Consider the following 13,396-nt stretch of genomic DNA (forward strand, 5'->3'; position numbering starts at 1 on the left):
CTCGCGAAGAGGGGGTGTCAGTCGACATCCATGCTGTCTGGCACGACGCCTTCGCGAGCAAGCCCGCTCCCACAAGAGATTTGCAGTGAGAGCGATTGATGTATTCACTTGAAGACCTGCTGCACCTGATGAACCGCCTGCGCGACCCGCAGTACGGTTGCCCGTGGGACATCAAGCAAACCTGGGCCACCATCGTCCCGCACACCCTTGAAGAAGCCTACGAAGTTGCCGACGCCATCGAACGCGGCGACTTCGATCACGTGCAGGGTGAGCTGGGCGATCTGCTGTTCCAGGTGGTGTATTACAGCCAGTTGGCCCGGGAAGAGGGGCGCTTCGAGTTCGCTGGCGTGATCGACAGCATCACCCGCAAGCTGATCCGCCGTCATCCGCATGTATTCCCCACCGGTGACCTGTATGCACCGCTGGATGTCCCTCGTCTGAGCGAGGAACAGGTCAAGCAGCGCTGGGAAGAGATAAAGGCCGAGGAGCGCACGGAGAAATCTTCGGCACCCGAACAGTTGTCGCTGCTCGATGACGTCCCGGCTGCATTACCGGCGCTGTCCCGCTCGGCCAAATTGCAGAAGCGCGCAGGGCAGGTCGGCTTCGACTGGCCGGACGCCTTGCCGGTACTCGATAAAGTGCGAGAGGAGCTCGATGAAGTCCTCGAAGCCATGTCGGAAAACGATCCCGAAGCCGTGGCCGACGAAATCGGCGACCTGCTGTTTTCCGTGGTCAATCTTGCGCGGCACCTCAAGGTCGATCCGGAAACCGCACTGCGTGGCGCCAACGGCAAGTTTGAGCGACGCTTTCGTTTTATCGAACAGGCATTGCGCGAGACCCGTCGTCCCATGGAAGATTGCACCCTCGAAGAGTTGGACGCCTTGTGGGGCGAAGCCAAACGTCAGGAAAAGAATTTGCCCAGCTGCGGTTGAGCAGTGGCCTAAGTGAGTAATAAGCACCATGAGCATTTCCCTTCGCGACCAGTTGCTCAAAGCAGGGCTGGTCAACCAGAAGCAGGCCAAGCAGGTCAGCAAAGACAAGCAGAAGCAACAACGCCTGGCCCACAAAGGCCAGATCGAGCTGGATGACTCCCAGCAGCGCGCGGCACAGGAAGCCATGGCCGAGAAGGTCAAGCGCGATCAGGAACTCAACCGCCAGCAGCAGGAAAAGGCTGAGGCCAAGGCCCGTGTCGCGCAGATCAAGCAATTGATCGAAGCCACGCGCCTGCCGAAGTTGACGACCGAGGACTACTACAACTTTGTCGACGACAAGAAGGTCAAGCGTCTCTCGGTCAACACGCTGATGCGCAACAAGCTCAGCAACGGTTCCCTGGCCATCGTGCATCACGCTGGCGGCTACGAAGTGATCCCGCGCGAAGCGGCGCTGAAGATCCAGGAGCGCGACCCGCAGCGCATCGTGCAGATGAACGTGAAGACCGAAGAGGTCAGCACCGAGGACGATCCGTACGCGGCCTACCAGATTCCTGATGATCTGATGTGGTAGCCCGTTAGCCGCTGCAACAACGACAAACCCCGCTCATGGCGGGGTTTGTCGTTTTCAATGCGGTAGTTATGCAGAACGCGCTTCGCGTTGCTGCTCCAGTGTTTCCAGTTCGGCCTTGTATTTGTGGGCTTCGGTCTCGGAGTGGAACATCCCGACCAGCAGGTCTTGTTGATGCACGTCCCAGATGCGGATACCGGCGGCTACACCTTCATGGGATTTATGTGAATCGTCGCGTTCAGTTACTTTTACAGTCATCTGCTAGCTCCAATCTCTGTTATCTGCAGCAAGGCGTGTGCAGGCCTTTGTTATATATTTTGATAGCTTGCTAAGTAAATGACTGAAATTGGAAAGGGTTTCTTGCAAAAATGGAAACAGTCCTGCAGCCCGCGAAATCCGCGACATTCAATCGCAGGGCCTTAAGTTTCATGACAAAAGCTTCATCTTGATCGCAGTACCTGTGGGAGCGAGCCTGCTCGCGAAAAGTGTGTCAGGCACCATCTATACCGATTGACACGCCGCTTTCGCGAGCAGGCTCGCTCCCACAGGTTTTGCATCTGCCTTGAGCTTTTCTCGAGGCAAAAAAAACGCCCCGAACCAGTCGGGGCGTTTTCATGTGAGGCTCAGCAGCGGGAAATTACTTGCCTTCCCAGCGCTTCAGTACCAGCGTGGCGTTGGTGCCACCGAAACCGAAGCTGTTGCTCATCACGGTGTTGATGGTGGCGTTTTCGCGGGTCTTGGTCAGCACCGGTAGATCGGCCACTTCAGGGTCCAGCTCGTCGATGTTGGCGGAGCCGGCAATGAAGTTGCCTTCCATCATCAGCATGCAGTAGATCGCTTCGTGAACGCCGGCGGCGCCCAGGGAGTGACCCGACAGGCTCTTGGTGGAGCTGATGGCTGGGGCCTTGTCGCCGAACACTTCACGCACACCTTTCATTTCCGCGACGTCGCCGACCGGGGTCGAAGTGCCGTGGGTGTTCAGGTAGTCGATCGGGGTATCGACGGTGGACAGCGCCTGCTGCATGCAGCGAATCGCGCCTTCGCCGCTCGGGGCAACCATGTCGTAGCCGTCGGAGGTCGCACCGTAGCCAACGATTTCCGCGTAGATTTTCGCGCCGCGGGCCAGGGCGTGTTCCAACTCTTCAACCACGACCATGCCGCCACCGCCGGCGATGACGAAACCGTCACGATCGGCGTCGTAGGCACGGGAGGCCTTTTCCGGAGTGTCGTTGCGCTTGCTGGACAAGGCGCCCATGGCGTCGAACAGGAACGACTGGCTCCAGTGCTCTTCTTCACCGCCACCGGCGAAGACGATGTCCTGCTTGCCCATCTGGATCTGTTCCATGGCGGTACCGATGCAGTGAGCACTGGTGGCGCAGGCAGAAGCGATGGAGTAGTTCAGGCCCTTGATCTTGAACGGAGTGGCCAGGCAAGCGGAAACGGTGCTGCTCATGGTCCGCGTTACGCGGTATGGGCCGACGCGCTTGACGCCTTTCTCGCGCAGGATGTCCAGCGCTTCCATCTGGTTCAGGGTCGATGCGCCACCGGAACCGGCGATCAGGCCGGTACGCGGGTTGGACACCTGCTCTTCGGTCAGGCCCGAGTCGGCGATGGCGTCTTTCATGGCCAGGTAGGCATAAGCTGCCGCGTGGCCGACGAAGCGATAGATCTTGCGATCGATCAGCTCTTCAAGGTTGAGGTCAATGGAGCCGGAAACCTGGCTACGCAGACCCATTTCGGCATATTCCGGGTTGAACCGGATGCCAGGGCGGCTTGCACGCAGGTTAGCGGAGACGGTCTCTTTGTCATTGCCCAGGCAAGAAACGATGCCCAGACCAGTGATAACGACGCGGCGCATGCGGATAACCCTTAGAAGTTGTCAGTGGAGGTGAACACGCCGACCCGGAGGCCTTCGGCGGTGTAGATTTCGCGACCGTCGACAGTGACCGAACCGTCGGCGATGGCCAGGTTCAGCTTGCCCTTGAGGACGCGCTTGATATGAATGTTATAGGTGACTTTCTTGGCGGTCGGCAGGACCTGGCCGAAGAATTTCACTTCGCCCGAACCCAGCGCACGGCCACGGCCCGGCAGGCCTTGCCAGCCCAGGAAGAAGCCGACCAGTTGCCACATGGCGTCGAGGCCCAGGCAGCCCGGCATCACCGGATCGCCTTCGAAGTGGCAGGCAAAGAACCACAGGTCCGGAGTGATATCCAGCTCGGCGACCAATTCACCTTTGCCGTACTTGCCACCTTCTTCGCTGATCAGGGTGATGCGGTCAACCATCAGCATGTTCGGGGCGGGCAGTTGCGCGTTACCCGGGCCGAACAGCTCACCGCGACTGCAGCGCAGCAGGTCTTCCCGGGTAAAGGCGTTTTGTTTGGTCATGCGAGCTCCTCAATAGTCCCATGCGGCAGGTGGGGCAAATCTTCCCGGCCGATCGAAGCGTTCATGCCTCGAACCGGCAGCCTACTCATAGACTATTGCGTTGTGGTGAAAGTCACAGCAACAAGGACATGAATGTACACTTGTGCACTGAAATTATTATTCAAGCCCCTTTTCGGGCCTGTCGAGGTGCCTAAGACTGCCGCACTTTCGCCTTTCACGCCAGTCGCAGATGGTCGAAAGGCCTGTACTACTGCACCCAATGTTGCAGAATTTGCTGCAGATCAGCCCGTTTGAAGGGCTTGGCCAGGTAATCGTTCATCCCCGCCGACAGGCAGGCTTCGCGATCGCCCTGCAAGGCGTTGGCGGTCAGGGCAATGATCGGCAGGTCGGTGCAACCGGGCAACTGGCGGATCTGCCGGGTGGCTTCATAGCCATCGATGATCGGCAAGCGGCAATCCATCAGGATCGCTTCGAAAATCAGGCTCTCGGCACTGCGTACCGCCTGCGCGCCGTCGGTCGCGACACTGACCTTGAAGCCCAGGCTGCGCAACATGCCTTCGATGACCGTCTGGTTGACCGGGTTGTCTTCGACCAGCAGCACATTGCGCCCTTCGCCGTCGCTGTTGCGGGTTTGCGCGCGTGGGACCAACGGCGGCTGTGTCTGCTGGTGCAGTGCCAGGGGAATTTCCAGGGTGAACACCGAACCGCGGCCTTCCTCACTCTGCGCGCGCAAGGTGCCGCCCATGCGTTCGGCGAGCGTGCGGGCTATCGGCAGGCCCAGTCCGGTGCCGCCGTAGCGCCTTGAAATGGAGCTGTCGGCCTGCTGGAAAGCGTTGAACATCAACTCCAGGCTTTGCGCCGGGATGCCGATGCCGCTGTCGCGCACGGTGCAGGTGAACCACAGCAACTCGTGGTCCAGCGACTGCCACTGAGCTTCGATGGTAACGCGGCCCTGCTCGGTGAACTTCAGCGCATTGCCGACCAGGTTGACCAGTATCTGCCGGATACGCGTCGGGTCGCCCTTGACCTGCAAGCCGCGCATGTCGTCGGGGATCATCAGTTGCAAGTCGAGACCGCGCTGCGCGGCGCTGTGCTGAAACGACTGGGCGCAACTGCCGATCAGGTCGACGAGGTTGAACGGAATGTGCTCCAGTTCCAGTTCCGAACGTTCGATCCGCGAAAAATCCAGGATGTCGTTGATGACCTTGAGCAAGTGCTCGGTAGATTCCGAGGCCAGCGCCGCGTACTCCACCTGTTCTTCGGTCATGTCGGTGGTTTCCAGCAACTGCAGCATGCCCAGTACGCCATTCATTGGCGTGCGCAGTTCATGGCTCATCATGGCGAGAAAGTCGGATTTGGCGTTGTTGGCCTTTTCCGCCTCTTCGCGGGTCTGGATCAACTGCGCCATGGCCTGGTGTTGTTCGCGGCTGGCCTGCTCGAGACCGCTGGCGAGGTTGTTGATGTGTTGCGACAGCGCCCCCAGTTCGGTGTCGTCGACAATGGGCAGCGGTTTTTTGTAGTCGCCGTCCTGGATTGCCTTGACCGCATTGCCGATGTCGCGGATCGGTCGCGACAGGCTGCCCGCCAGACGCCGGGCCACGAGGAAGGTAAACAGCAGGGCAAACAGCGCCAGGATGGCGGCCTTGAGCACGATTTCCTGCTGGCGCCGGCTGAAGGCATCGTTGGACAGCCCGACGATCACCCGGCCGAGATAGTCTTCGGTGGGGGCCGCGCTGGCGGTTTTGCTGCTCTGGAAAAAGTCATTGTGCAAGGCGATTCGCTGGAGCCGTATCGGTGCCTGGAACACTTCGAGCTGTTGCGCGCGATTGTGGTGTTCGCTCGGTTGTTCGATGTACACCAGAACCCGGTTTGCACTGTCCTGGATTTCCAAAAAGCTCACGTTGGGCGTGGCCAGCGTCGCCTTGAGCAAGGTCTCAAGCACTTCGATGTTGCCCGAAATCACGCCGTACTCGGTGGCCGGGGCCAGTTGATTGGCGATCAACTGACCGGTGTGGGTGATTTCCTGACGCAAATCCTGGATGCGCACGAAGGTGAAGAAACTGATCAGCAACAAGGTCAACAGCAGGGCAGGGCCGAGGCTGATGAGCTGGGTGCGAGTGTTGATGTCCCAGCGGCGGCGCAAGCTCATGGACGGCGTTCTCCTTCAGCCAGCAACGTGGCGACAGACGCTTCGTTTATCTGTTCGATCCCCAGCGAACGCGCCACCTGCGGATTGCTCGCGACCTTGAATTGATGGGGGTAGTGCGTGCGCGGCCAGGTGGCCGGTGGCCGGTCGAGCAATTCGTTGAGGATCGCCAGCCAATCGCTCTGATCGCTATAGGTGCTGGCCAGGCTCCCGGCCTTGACGAATCCGACATTGGGTCCGATCAGCGCCACTTGCTGCGAGTAGCTGCTCAGCAGCAGGTTCTTTGCGGTTTGCGGGTTGTACAGGTCGGCGTCGTCCAGGCCCAGCAACACATCGCTGTTTTTCAGCAAGGCCTGTAACGGGCGACTGTCGTGAATGTCATGCCAGCGCTGGGTGACCACCTCAAGACCCAAGGGGAGGGCGGCCTGACGCAACTCATTCAACAGGAATTCACTGTGGTTGTCGTAGAGCACGCCGATGCGTTTGGCTTGCGGCAACAGGGTGCGGGTCAAGCGCAACTGGCGGTCCAGCGGTGGATCGCTCCAAAGCAGGGAAAGGCGCGCAGGCAGCGTGTTGTTCAAGCGTTGCCGGGCTTGCAGGCGACTGATGCGCAACACCAGTGTCGCCGGGCCTCGGGTGTCCTGCAGGCGCCAGTCGAGGCTGGGCAGGTCGAGTAGTATCAAGCGGATGTTTTCCGGCAGCCTGTCAGGAACCGGCAAACTGGCCAGTGTCTGGAATCGTACGTTATCGCTCGGCCGTAATTCGCTCAGAGCCTGAGTAAACGCCCGCACACCGGGGCTGTCTTCGGCCCCCGTGAGCAAGATGTCGGCCGCGTTACTCGCCAGGCTGCCCAGCAGGCCGCTTGTCAGCAGGCAAAGCATGGCCAGCAGCCGACCCAGGGTCAGCGCTCTCCACGCCGGACGACACGGCATCTTAAAGCTCCAGCTCCGCGCTGAAATACATCACGTGGCGCTGCTCATAATTGTTGTCGATGAAGGTAGTAGGCTGATTGTCCAGCCGTTGCTGGAGCGCTCCGGCCAGCTCCAGGCTGGCTTTGCCCAAGGCGATACGTTTGGCGATGCGCACATCGACCCGTTCAAAGCGGTAGCCGTTGAGGGCGTCATCGCCATAGTAGAAAAGAGCACTGTTCCAACCCCGGCCCCAATCCCGCAGCCATCCGGCTGAACCACTGTTGCTTGCAGTCTGTCTGGCATCCAGCGGGTTGCTGGTGTCGGCATCGACGTAGGCATAGGTCAGTCGCAGGCGATCGAGGCTGCCGACACGCCAGTCGAGCTGGGTTTCGGCGCCGCTAAATCGCGCCTCGTTGGCATTGCTGGCGATGTACTGATTGTTGCGCAGCGGTTCACTGATCATGCCGGTGATTTCGTCGTGGAACAACTTCACGTCGATCGCCAGCCCCGGTTCGGGAAAGTAGCCGTTGTAGCCCAGTTCCCGGGAGCGCATGTGCTCTTGATCGAGGTCGCCGGGGCCACGGGTCTTGACGAAATAGCGGGCGCTGGACTGGCCAAAGGCACCGGGGTTGAGGTTGGTGACCTGATAACTCCAGTTGACGTTGTTCTCGAACATGTCCGGCGAACGGACGGCCTCGGAGTACACTGCACGCAAGCCGTGACGCGGGTTGATCAGGTAGTTGACCGCCATGCGAGGTGTCAGCGAGCTGCCGATCAACCGGGTGTCCTCGAACATGGCACCGCCCTGCAGCAGCCAGTGTTCGCTGGCACGCCACTCGAACTGGCCGAACGCCCGCCAGATCCTGTCATCGAGTGTGCCATTGAAGTAGGTTTCGGAATCCGCCCGGTCGTAACGATAGTTTATTCCGCTGACCAGCCGCAGGTTATCGGCAAGGCTCAGAGTGTCCTGCAGTTCGAGGTCGTAGCGCGACTCCCGGGTGCTCTGGTCGATGTCGCCGCAAACGGTCTGGCTCGCGCCGTTGCGCCATTGATCGAGTACCTGGTTGGCCAGCGCCTGTTCGGCGGGTGTACTGGCTGGTGCACCAGGACCGATGAAGCGCGTGATGTTGCGGGCCAGGCGTTCGGTGTAGTTCGGGTCCAATTGCCAGAGCTCGGTCAGTTGCGGGCTGAACGAAACTTCTGCGTCGCAGGCGCGCCAGGTTTGCTGGCGATCCCAGTGTTGGGCCGAACCTTGGATATAAAGGCTGTGGTCGGGATTGACGTCCAGATTCCAGCGCAATGACCCGGCATAGTCCTTGGCGGTGACGTCGGAGTCGTCGCCCACGCGGGTAATCCCCGGGAACACCGGCCGGTAGGTATAGGGCCGCTGGTTGGTGCCGTCCTTGGCATTCAATTGCCAATCGAGGCTTTGCCGTTCGTCGAGGCTCTGGCTGACGGCGAGGTTGAAGCGATTGAGGCGACGACTGTCACGGTAGTCGGCCCCGGTTCGGTCGGTGTCGAAGCCGTCGTCTTGTTGGCCTGACAGGGACAGGCGCAAGTCACCACCCTCCCAGCCCATGCCCTGGCTGGCGTAAAAGTCGTTGATGCCGCGCTGGCCCTGGGTGACCTTCATGCGCGTACCGTGACTGTCGGCGGGCCGCCGGGTAATGATGTTGACCACCGCCATCAGGGCATTGGCGCCGTAGCTGACGGTATTCGGCCCGCGAAAGACTTCGATGCGCTCGATGTCTTCCATGGCCACCGGAATGTCACTCCAGTCCACGGTGGCCAGGCCGGCGCGATACACCGAGCGCCCGTCGATCAGCACTTGCATGCGCCGCGCTTGCGTCGCGTTGGTGCCGTGGTAATTCACCGCCGCCTGATTGCCATTGATGTTGCCGACCATCATCCCCGGCACCAGACGCAGCAGTTCGCTGATGTCGCGGGCGCCACTGGCATGGATCAGGGCACTGTCGATGACTGTCATGCTTCCCGGAACGGCCGCCGGCGACTGCTTCAGGCGCGTGGCCGTGAGCACTTGCGGCAGCGGTTCGCTGTCCAGGAACAAGTCGTCGGCCAGCAATGGCGAGCTGAAAATCAGCGCCAATACCAGTGGCGAACGCGGTGAAGGAGTACCCGGAGACACAACCTATCCCTGTCAGTGATTGAAGGCGCGCATGTTAACCGAGCCGAATGACTTTTCCATTCACGATGTCTGCATTTTCCTCGGTTTTGTTGGTCTTCTTCCTGCGGGCGCCTGTATTTGATGTCGGGGCTGGCCGCCGATGGGCTGCCCCGTATAATGCCGACATCGCCACTGGTATGGATTAACGGATTGCATATGACTGAACAGCGCCCGATTGCGGTCCTGGGAGGCGGAAGTTTTGGAACCGCCGTGGCTAATCTGTTGGCCGAGAATGGGCATCAGGTCCTTCAGTGGATGCGTGACCCCGAACAGGCCGAGGCCATTCGGGTCAATCGCGAAAACCCGCGTTACCTCAAGGGCATCAAGATTTTGCCGGGTGTGACTGCAGTCACCGACCTGCAAGCCACCCTGGACGCCTGTGACCTGTGTTTTGTCGCACTGCCCTCCAGCGCGCTGCGCTCGGTGCTGGTGCCGTACGCGGAACGATTGACTGGCAAACTGCTGGTGAGTCTGACCAAAGGCATCGAAGCCCACACGTTCAAGTTGATGAGCGAGATCCTTGAAGAGATCGCCCCGCAAGCGCGCATCGGTGTCTTGTCCGGGCCGAACCTGGCCCGTGAAATCGCCGAACATGCACTGACCGCCACGGTGGTCGCCAGTGAAGACGAAGAACTGTGCCAGCAGGTTCAGGCCGCGCTGCACGGGCGCACCTTTCGTGTCTACGCCAGCGCCGACCGTTTCGGCGTGGAACTGGGCGGGGCGTTGAAAAATGTCTACGCGATCATCGCCGGCATGGCGGTGGCAATGGGCATGGGGGAAAATACCAAGAGCATGCTGATCACCCGGGCTCTGGCGGAAATGACCCGTTTCGCGGTGAATCAGGGCGCCAACCCGATGACTTTCCTGGGGCTGGCGGGCGTGGGCGATCTGATCGTGACCTGTTCGTCGCCCAAGAGCCGCAACTATCAGGTCGGCTTCGCCCTCGGCCAGGGCCTGAGCCTGGACGAGGCCGTCACGCGCCTGGGCGAAGTCGCCGAAGGGGTCAACACCCTTAAAGTGCTCAAGGCCAAGGCCCAGGAGGTTGGCGTGTACATGCCGCTGGTCGCCGGGCTGCACGCGATCCTGTTCGAAGGACGCACGCTGGAGCAGGTCATCGGTCTGTTGATGCGTGGCGAGCCGAAAACCGACGTCGACTTTATTTCCACCAGCGGTTTCAACTAATCACGCTTGCCAGAAAAGCAGGGAGTTGCACATGAACGATCCAAAAGTAGAAGCCAGTTACGAATCCATCCTGCTGCGCGTGTTGTGGATGATCGTCTTCGTGTTGGTGTGGCAAGTGGCGCAGTTCATCCTCGGCGCCGTCGTGCTGGTGCAGTTGATCTATCGTTTGTTCTATGGCGCCCCGAGCGCCAGCCTGATGAATTTCGGCGACAGCCTGAGCCAGTTTCTGGCGCAGATCGGTCGTTTCGGCAGCTTTCACAGCGACCAGAAGCCCTGGCCGTTCGCCGATTGGCCGACGCCGCGTACGCCGGAAGGTGAAGCGCCGCATGTCGTGGCACCGGCACCGCATCCGGCTCGAGATGAGGAACCCAAGCTATGAAACTCTGGGTATTGCGTCATGGTGAAGCAGAACCACACGGTTCCAAACCCCATGATTCGGAGCGGGAACTGACTGCCAACGGTCGTGAAGAAGTGCTGCGCGCCGCCGCCAACCTGGTGGGGCAGCCGCTTACAGCGATCTATGCCAGCCCATACATGCGAGCACAGCAGACGGCGCAACTGGTGCGCGAAACACTGGGATTCGAACCTGAAATCCGCATCGTCGAATGGCTGACCCCGGACACCGACCCGGACAAGGTCGCCGAGCAACTGGTTTCCGTCAGTGAAGCCCTGCTGGTCAGTCATAATCCGCTGGTGGGTAACTTGCTGAGCTACCTGCAACATGGCGCAGGATATCCCCCGGAGAGAGTCAGCACCGCCGGGCTGGCCGAACTCAAGGGCGATGAACTGCTGGTCGGTTCGATGACGCTCGACAGCATCAAGCACCCTTGAATCGCATTTCTGCGGGATGTCATCACCTGAGAAAATTTGTATGAAATAGTCAACCAAGCACTTGCTTGGTTGACTACGCTTGCTCCAGACCAAAAAAACAGGAGCGAGTCATGTCTGCTGCGTTTCGTTTGCCACTGGACGTTTTCTACGAGCGTGAGGCCCGTCATCCCCGCCAGCGGTTTCTGGTCCAGCCTGTCGGAGGCGGCCAGGTCGAGACGTTGACCTGGGCGGACGTCGGTCACCAGGCCCGTTGTGCGGCTCATTGGTTGCGAGCGCGAGAACTGCCGCAGGGCAGCCATATCGCCCTGATCTCGAAGAACTGTGCGCACTGGATCATTGCCGACCTGGCGATCTGGATGGCCGGGCATGTGTCGGTGCCGTTGTACCCCAATCTCACCGCCGAATCGGTTTCCCAAGTACTTGATCACTCGGAAGCGGTGCTGGCGTTCATCGGCAAGCTCGACGACTGGCCAGGCATGTCCCGTGGCATCAGTCCCGACCTGCCGACCATCAGCCTGCCCCTGCATCCACCGGGTACGTTCGAATTCAGCTGGGCCGACCTGCAACGCAGTTCGCCGATCCAGGACGATCCCAAACCTGCCGCCGATCAACTGGCAACCATCATCTACACCTCCGGCACCACGGGCATGCCCAAAGGCGTGATGCACAGCTTTGGCACCCTGGGGTTCGCCACCACACGCGGCACTTCGCTGTTCGGCCTCAACGAGTCGGACCGGCTGTTGTCCTACCTGCCGTTGTGCCACGTTGCCGAACGGATGTTCGTCGAACTGGCGTCGATCTATACCGGCCAAACGGTGTTTTTCGCCGAGAGCCTGGACACCTTTCTCACCGACCTGCAACGTGCACGCCCGACCGCGCTGTTTGGCGTGCCGCGCATCTGGACCAAGTTCCAGATGGGCGTGTACAGCAAGATCCCGGCAAAACGCCTCGACTTCCTGCTCGGCCTGCCGATCATCGGCAAGCGGGTCGGGCATAAAGTCCTCGCCGGCTTGGGGCTCGATGCGTTACGCATTGCGCTGTCCGGCGCTGCGCCGGTACCGCAGACCTTGTTGCTGTGGTACCGCAAACTGGGGCTGGATGTGCTGGAGGTCTACGGCATGACTGAAAGTTGCGGTTACTCCCACATTGGCATACCGGGCCAGAACAAACCGGGCTGGATCGGTAAACCGTGCCCGGAAGTCGAAGTACGGATCGCCGAGACAGGGAGGTCATGGTGCGCAGTGGCGCGACCATGCTCGGCTATTTCAAGGAGCCGGAAAAACCGCCGACACTATCACCGAGGACGGTTTCCTGCGCACCGGCGACAAGGGCGAGGAGGACGCCGAAGGTAATCTGCGCCTGACCGGTCGTCTGAAGGAAATTTTCAAGACCAGCAAAGGCAAATACGTGGCGCCGGCACCGATTGAAAATCGTCTGGCCGTGCATTCGCGCATCGAACAGGTTTGCGTGGTGGGCGATGGCTTGAGCGCACCGCTGGGTTTGTGCGTGTTGTCGGCCGTCGGCCAGCAGGATGCCGGCGGGGTCGCGCGCGCCGGCTTGCATTCCAGCCTGGAAAAACTGCTGGAAGAGGTCAACGGCGCCCTCGACAAACATGAGCAGCTGCGGCGCCTGGTGGTGGTCAAGGACAGTTGGGCCGTGGAAAACGGTTTTCTCACCCCGACTCTGAAGATCAAGCGCAATGTGATCGAAGCGGCTTACGGTGAGCGCTTTGAAGAATGGAGCGAGCGCAGCGAAGCGGTGCTGTGGCAGGATTGATTCACGAACAAGACCAACAAGGAAACTCTGCGATGAGCCTGTGGCGCACCACCCCCAACATCGAGCAAATGAACGCAATCCAGAAAAACACCATCGGCGAAGTGCTGGACATCCGTTTCGAGGCCTTCGACGATGAGTCCCTGACCGCCAGCATGGTCATCGATCACCGCACCCATCAGCCTTACGGCTTGCTGCATGGCGGTGCCTCGGTGGTGCTGGCCGAAACGGTCGGCTCCATGGCCAGCTACCTGTGCATCGATGCCAGCAAGTTCTATTGCGTGGGCCTGGAAATCAACGCCAACCATTTGCGCGGCCTGCGCAGCGGGCGGGTGACGGCGGTGGCCAAGCCGATCCACATCGGCCGCACGACCCATGTCTGGGATATTCGGCTGACCAGCGATGAGGGCAAGGCCAGTTGCGTGTCGCGGTTGACCATGGCGGTGGTGCCGTTGGGCGAGAAGCCGCCGACGCCTTAGTTGA

At 60.3% G+C, this 13,396-nt stretch carries 12 protein-coding genes and 1 pseudogene; 7 read left to right on the top strand and 6 right to left on the bottom strand.

Annotation, left to right across the window (positions count from 1 at the left end):
• The first annotated feature begins 98 nt into the window (after window positions 1-98).
• Window positions 99-932: a nucleoside triphosphate pyrophosphohydrolase gene (mazG, locus tag RS887_RS16235; protein WP_322616131.1), complete on the top strand. Its 834-nt coding sequence runs from the start codon at window positions 99-101 to the stop codon at window positions 930-932.
• 28 nt (window positions 933-960) lie between these two features.
• A complete protein-coding gene (locus RS887_RS16240) occupies window positions 961-1,503 on the top strand; it encodes a DUF2058 domain-containing protein (RefSeq protein WP_008016527.1) in 543 nt (180 codons plus the stop codon).
• A gap of 66 nt (window positions 1,504-1,569) precedes the next feature.
• Here RS887_RS16240 and RS887_RS16245 read toward each other — a convergent pair whose 3' ends face one another.
• The 6 genes from RS887_RS16245 to RS887_RS16270 all read right to left on the bottom strand — a co-directional run bounded on the left by RS887_RS16245 (window position 1,570) and on the right by RS887_RS16270 (window position 9,088).
• Window positions 1,570-1,758, bottom strand: coding sequence for a hypothetical protein (locus RS887_RS16245; RefSeq protein WP_111281587.1), 189 nt, complete (start codon window positions 1,756-1,758; stop codon window positions 1,570-1,572).
• A gap of 379 nt (window positions 1,759-2,137) precedes the next feature.
• Window positions 2,138-3,358 carry a beta-ketoacyl-ACP synthase I gene (fabB, locus tag RS887_RS16250; protein ID WP_008016529.1) on the bottom strand — a complete coding sequence of 407 codons (1,221 nt, stop codon included), beginning with the start codon at window positions 3,356-3,358 and terminating at the stop codon, window positions 2,138-2,140.
• Window positions 3,359-3,369: 11 nt separating this feature from the next.
• Window positions 3,370-3,885, bottom strand: a complete 516-nt coding sequence (fabA, locus tag RS887_RS16255) for a 3-hydroxyacyl-[acyl-carrier-protein] dehydratase FabA (protein ID WP_003179264.1) — start codon at window positions 3,883-3,885, stop codon at window positions 3,370-3,372.
• Between the two features lie 247 nt (window positions 3,886-4,132).
• Entirely contained in the window at window positions 4,133-6,034 is a 1,902-nt protein-coding gene (locus RS887_RS16260; protein ID WP_322616132.1) for an ATP-binding protein, read from the bottom strand.
• Window positions 6,031-6,963, bottom strand: a complete 933-nt coding sequence (locus tag RS887_RS16265) for an ABC transporter substrate-binding protein (RefSeq protein ID WP_322616133.1) — start codon at window positions 6,961-6,963, stop codon at window positions 6,031-6,033. The genes RS887_RS16260 and RS887_RS16265 overlap by 4 nt, the downstream gene beginning before the upstream one ends.
• A 1-nt stretch (window position 6,964) precedes the next feature.
• Entirely contained in the window at window positions 6,965-9,088 is a 2,124-nt protein-coding gene (locus RS887_RS16270; RefSeq protein ID WP_322616134.1) for a TonB-dependent receptor plug domain-containing protein, read from the bottom strand.
• A gap of 195 nt (window positions 9,089-9,283) precedes the next feature.
• On the opposite strand from RS887_RS16270, the gene RS887_RS16275 reads away from it, so the two are divergent.
• From RS887_RS16275 to RS887_RS16295, 5 genes and pseudogenes are all read left to right on the top strand, one after another.
• On the top strand, window positions 9,284-10,309 hold the full coding sequence (locus tag RS887_RS16275) for an NAD(P)H-dependent glycerol-3-phosphate dehydrogenase (RefSeq protein WP_043302208.1): 1,026 nt from the start codon (window positions 9,284-9,286) through the stop codon (window positions 10,307-10,309).
• Between the two features lie 31 nt (window positions 10,310-10,340).
• Window positions 10,341-10,688 carry a DUF4389 domain-containing protein gene (locus RS887_RS16280; protein WP_008016536.1) on the top strand — a complete coding sequence of 116 codons (348 nt, stop codon included), beginning with the start codon at window positions 10,341-10,343 and terminating at the stop codon, window positions 10,686-10,688.
• A complete protein-coding gene (sixA, locus tag RS887_RS16285; protein WP_111281595.1) occupies window positions 10,685-11,140 on the top strand; it encodes a phosphohistidine phosphatase SixA in 456 nt (151 codons plus the stop codon). Before RS887_RS16280 ends, sixA begins: the two co-directional genes overlap by 4 nt.
• Before the next feature lie 110 nt (window positions 11,141-11,250).
• Window positions 11,251-12,916, top strand: a pseudogene (locus RS887_RS16290) (AMP-binding protein).
• A 32-nt stretch (window positions 12,917-12,948) separates the two neighbouring features.
• Window positions 12,949-13,392: a hotdog fold thioesterase gene (locus RS887_RS16295; protein ID WP_322616135.1), complete on the top strand. Its 444-nt coding sequence runs from the start codon at window positions 12,949-12,951 to the stop codon at window positions 13,390-13,392.
• Window positions 13,393-13,396: the final 4 nt, after the last annotated feature.

It is taken from the genome of Pseudomonas sp. BIC9C (genome assembly GCF_034541995.1).
Lineage (GTDB): Bacteria > Pseudomonadota > Gammaproteobacteria > Pseudomonadales > Pseudomonadaceae > Aquipseudomonas > Aquipseudomonas fluorescens_CC.

Excerpts from the sequence above, each read along its gene's own strand:
- mazG (WP_322616131.1), top strand. The coding sequence starts at position 99 with ATGTATTCACTTGAAGACCTGCTGCACCTGATGAACCGCCTGCGCGAC.
- RS887_RS16240 (WP_008016527.1), top strand. The coding sequence starts at position 961 with ATGAGCATTTCCCTTCGCGACCAGTTGCTCAAAGCAGGGCTGGTCAAC.
- RS887_RS16245 (WP_111281587.1), bottom strand. The coding sequence starts at position 1,758 with ATGACTGTAAAAGTAACTGAACGCGACGATTCACATAAATCCCATGAA.
- fabB (WP_008016529.1), bottom strand. The coding sequence starts at position 3,358 with ATGCGCCGCGTCGTTATCACTGGTCTGGGCATCGTTTCTTGCCTGGGC.
- fabA (WP_003179264.1), bottom strand. The coding sequence starts at position 3,885 with ATGACCAAACAAAACGCCTTTACCCGGGAAGACCTGCTGCGCTGCAGT.
- RS887_RS16260 (WP_322616132.1), bottom strand. The coding sequence starts at position 6,034 with ATGAGCTTGCGCCGCCGCTGGGACATCAACACTCGCACCCAGCTCATC.
- RS887_RS16265 (WP_322616133.1), bottom strand. The coding sequence starts at position 6,963 with ATGCCGTGTCGTCCGGCGTGGAGAGCGCTGACCCTGGGTCGGCTGCTG.
- RS887_RS16275 (WP_043302208.1), top strand. The coding sequence starts at position 9,284 with ATGACTGAACAGCGCCCGATTGCGGTCCTGGGAGGCGGAAGTTTTGGA.
- RS887_RS16280 (WP_008016536.1), top strand. The coding sequence starts at position 10,341 with ATGAACGATCCAAAAGTAGAAGCCAGTTACGAATCCATCCTGCTGCGC.
- sixA (WP_111281595.1), top strand. The coding sequence starts at position 10,685 with ATGAAACTCTGGGTATTGCGTCATGGTGAAGCAGAACCACACGGTTCC.
- RS887_RS16295 (WP_322616135.1), top strand. The coding sequence starts at position 12,949 with ATGAGCCTGTGGCGCACCACCCCCAACATCGAGCAAATGAACGCAATC.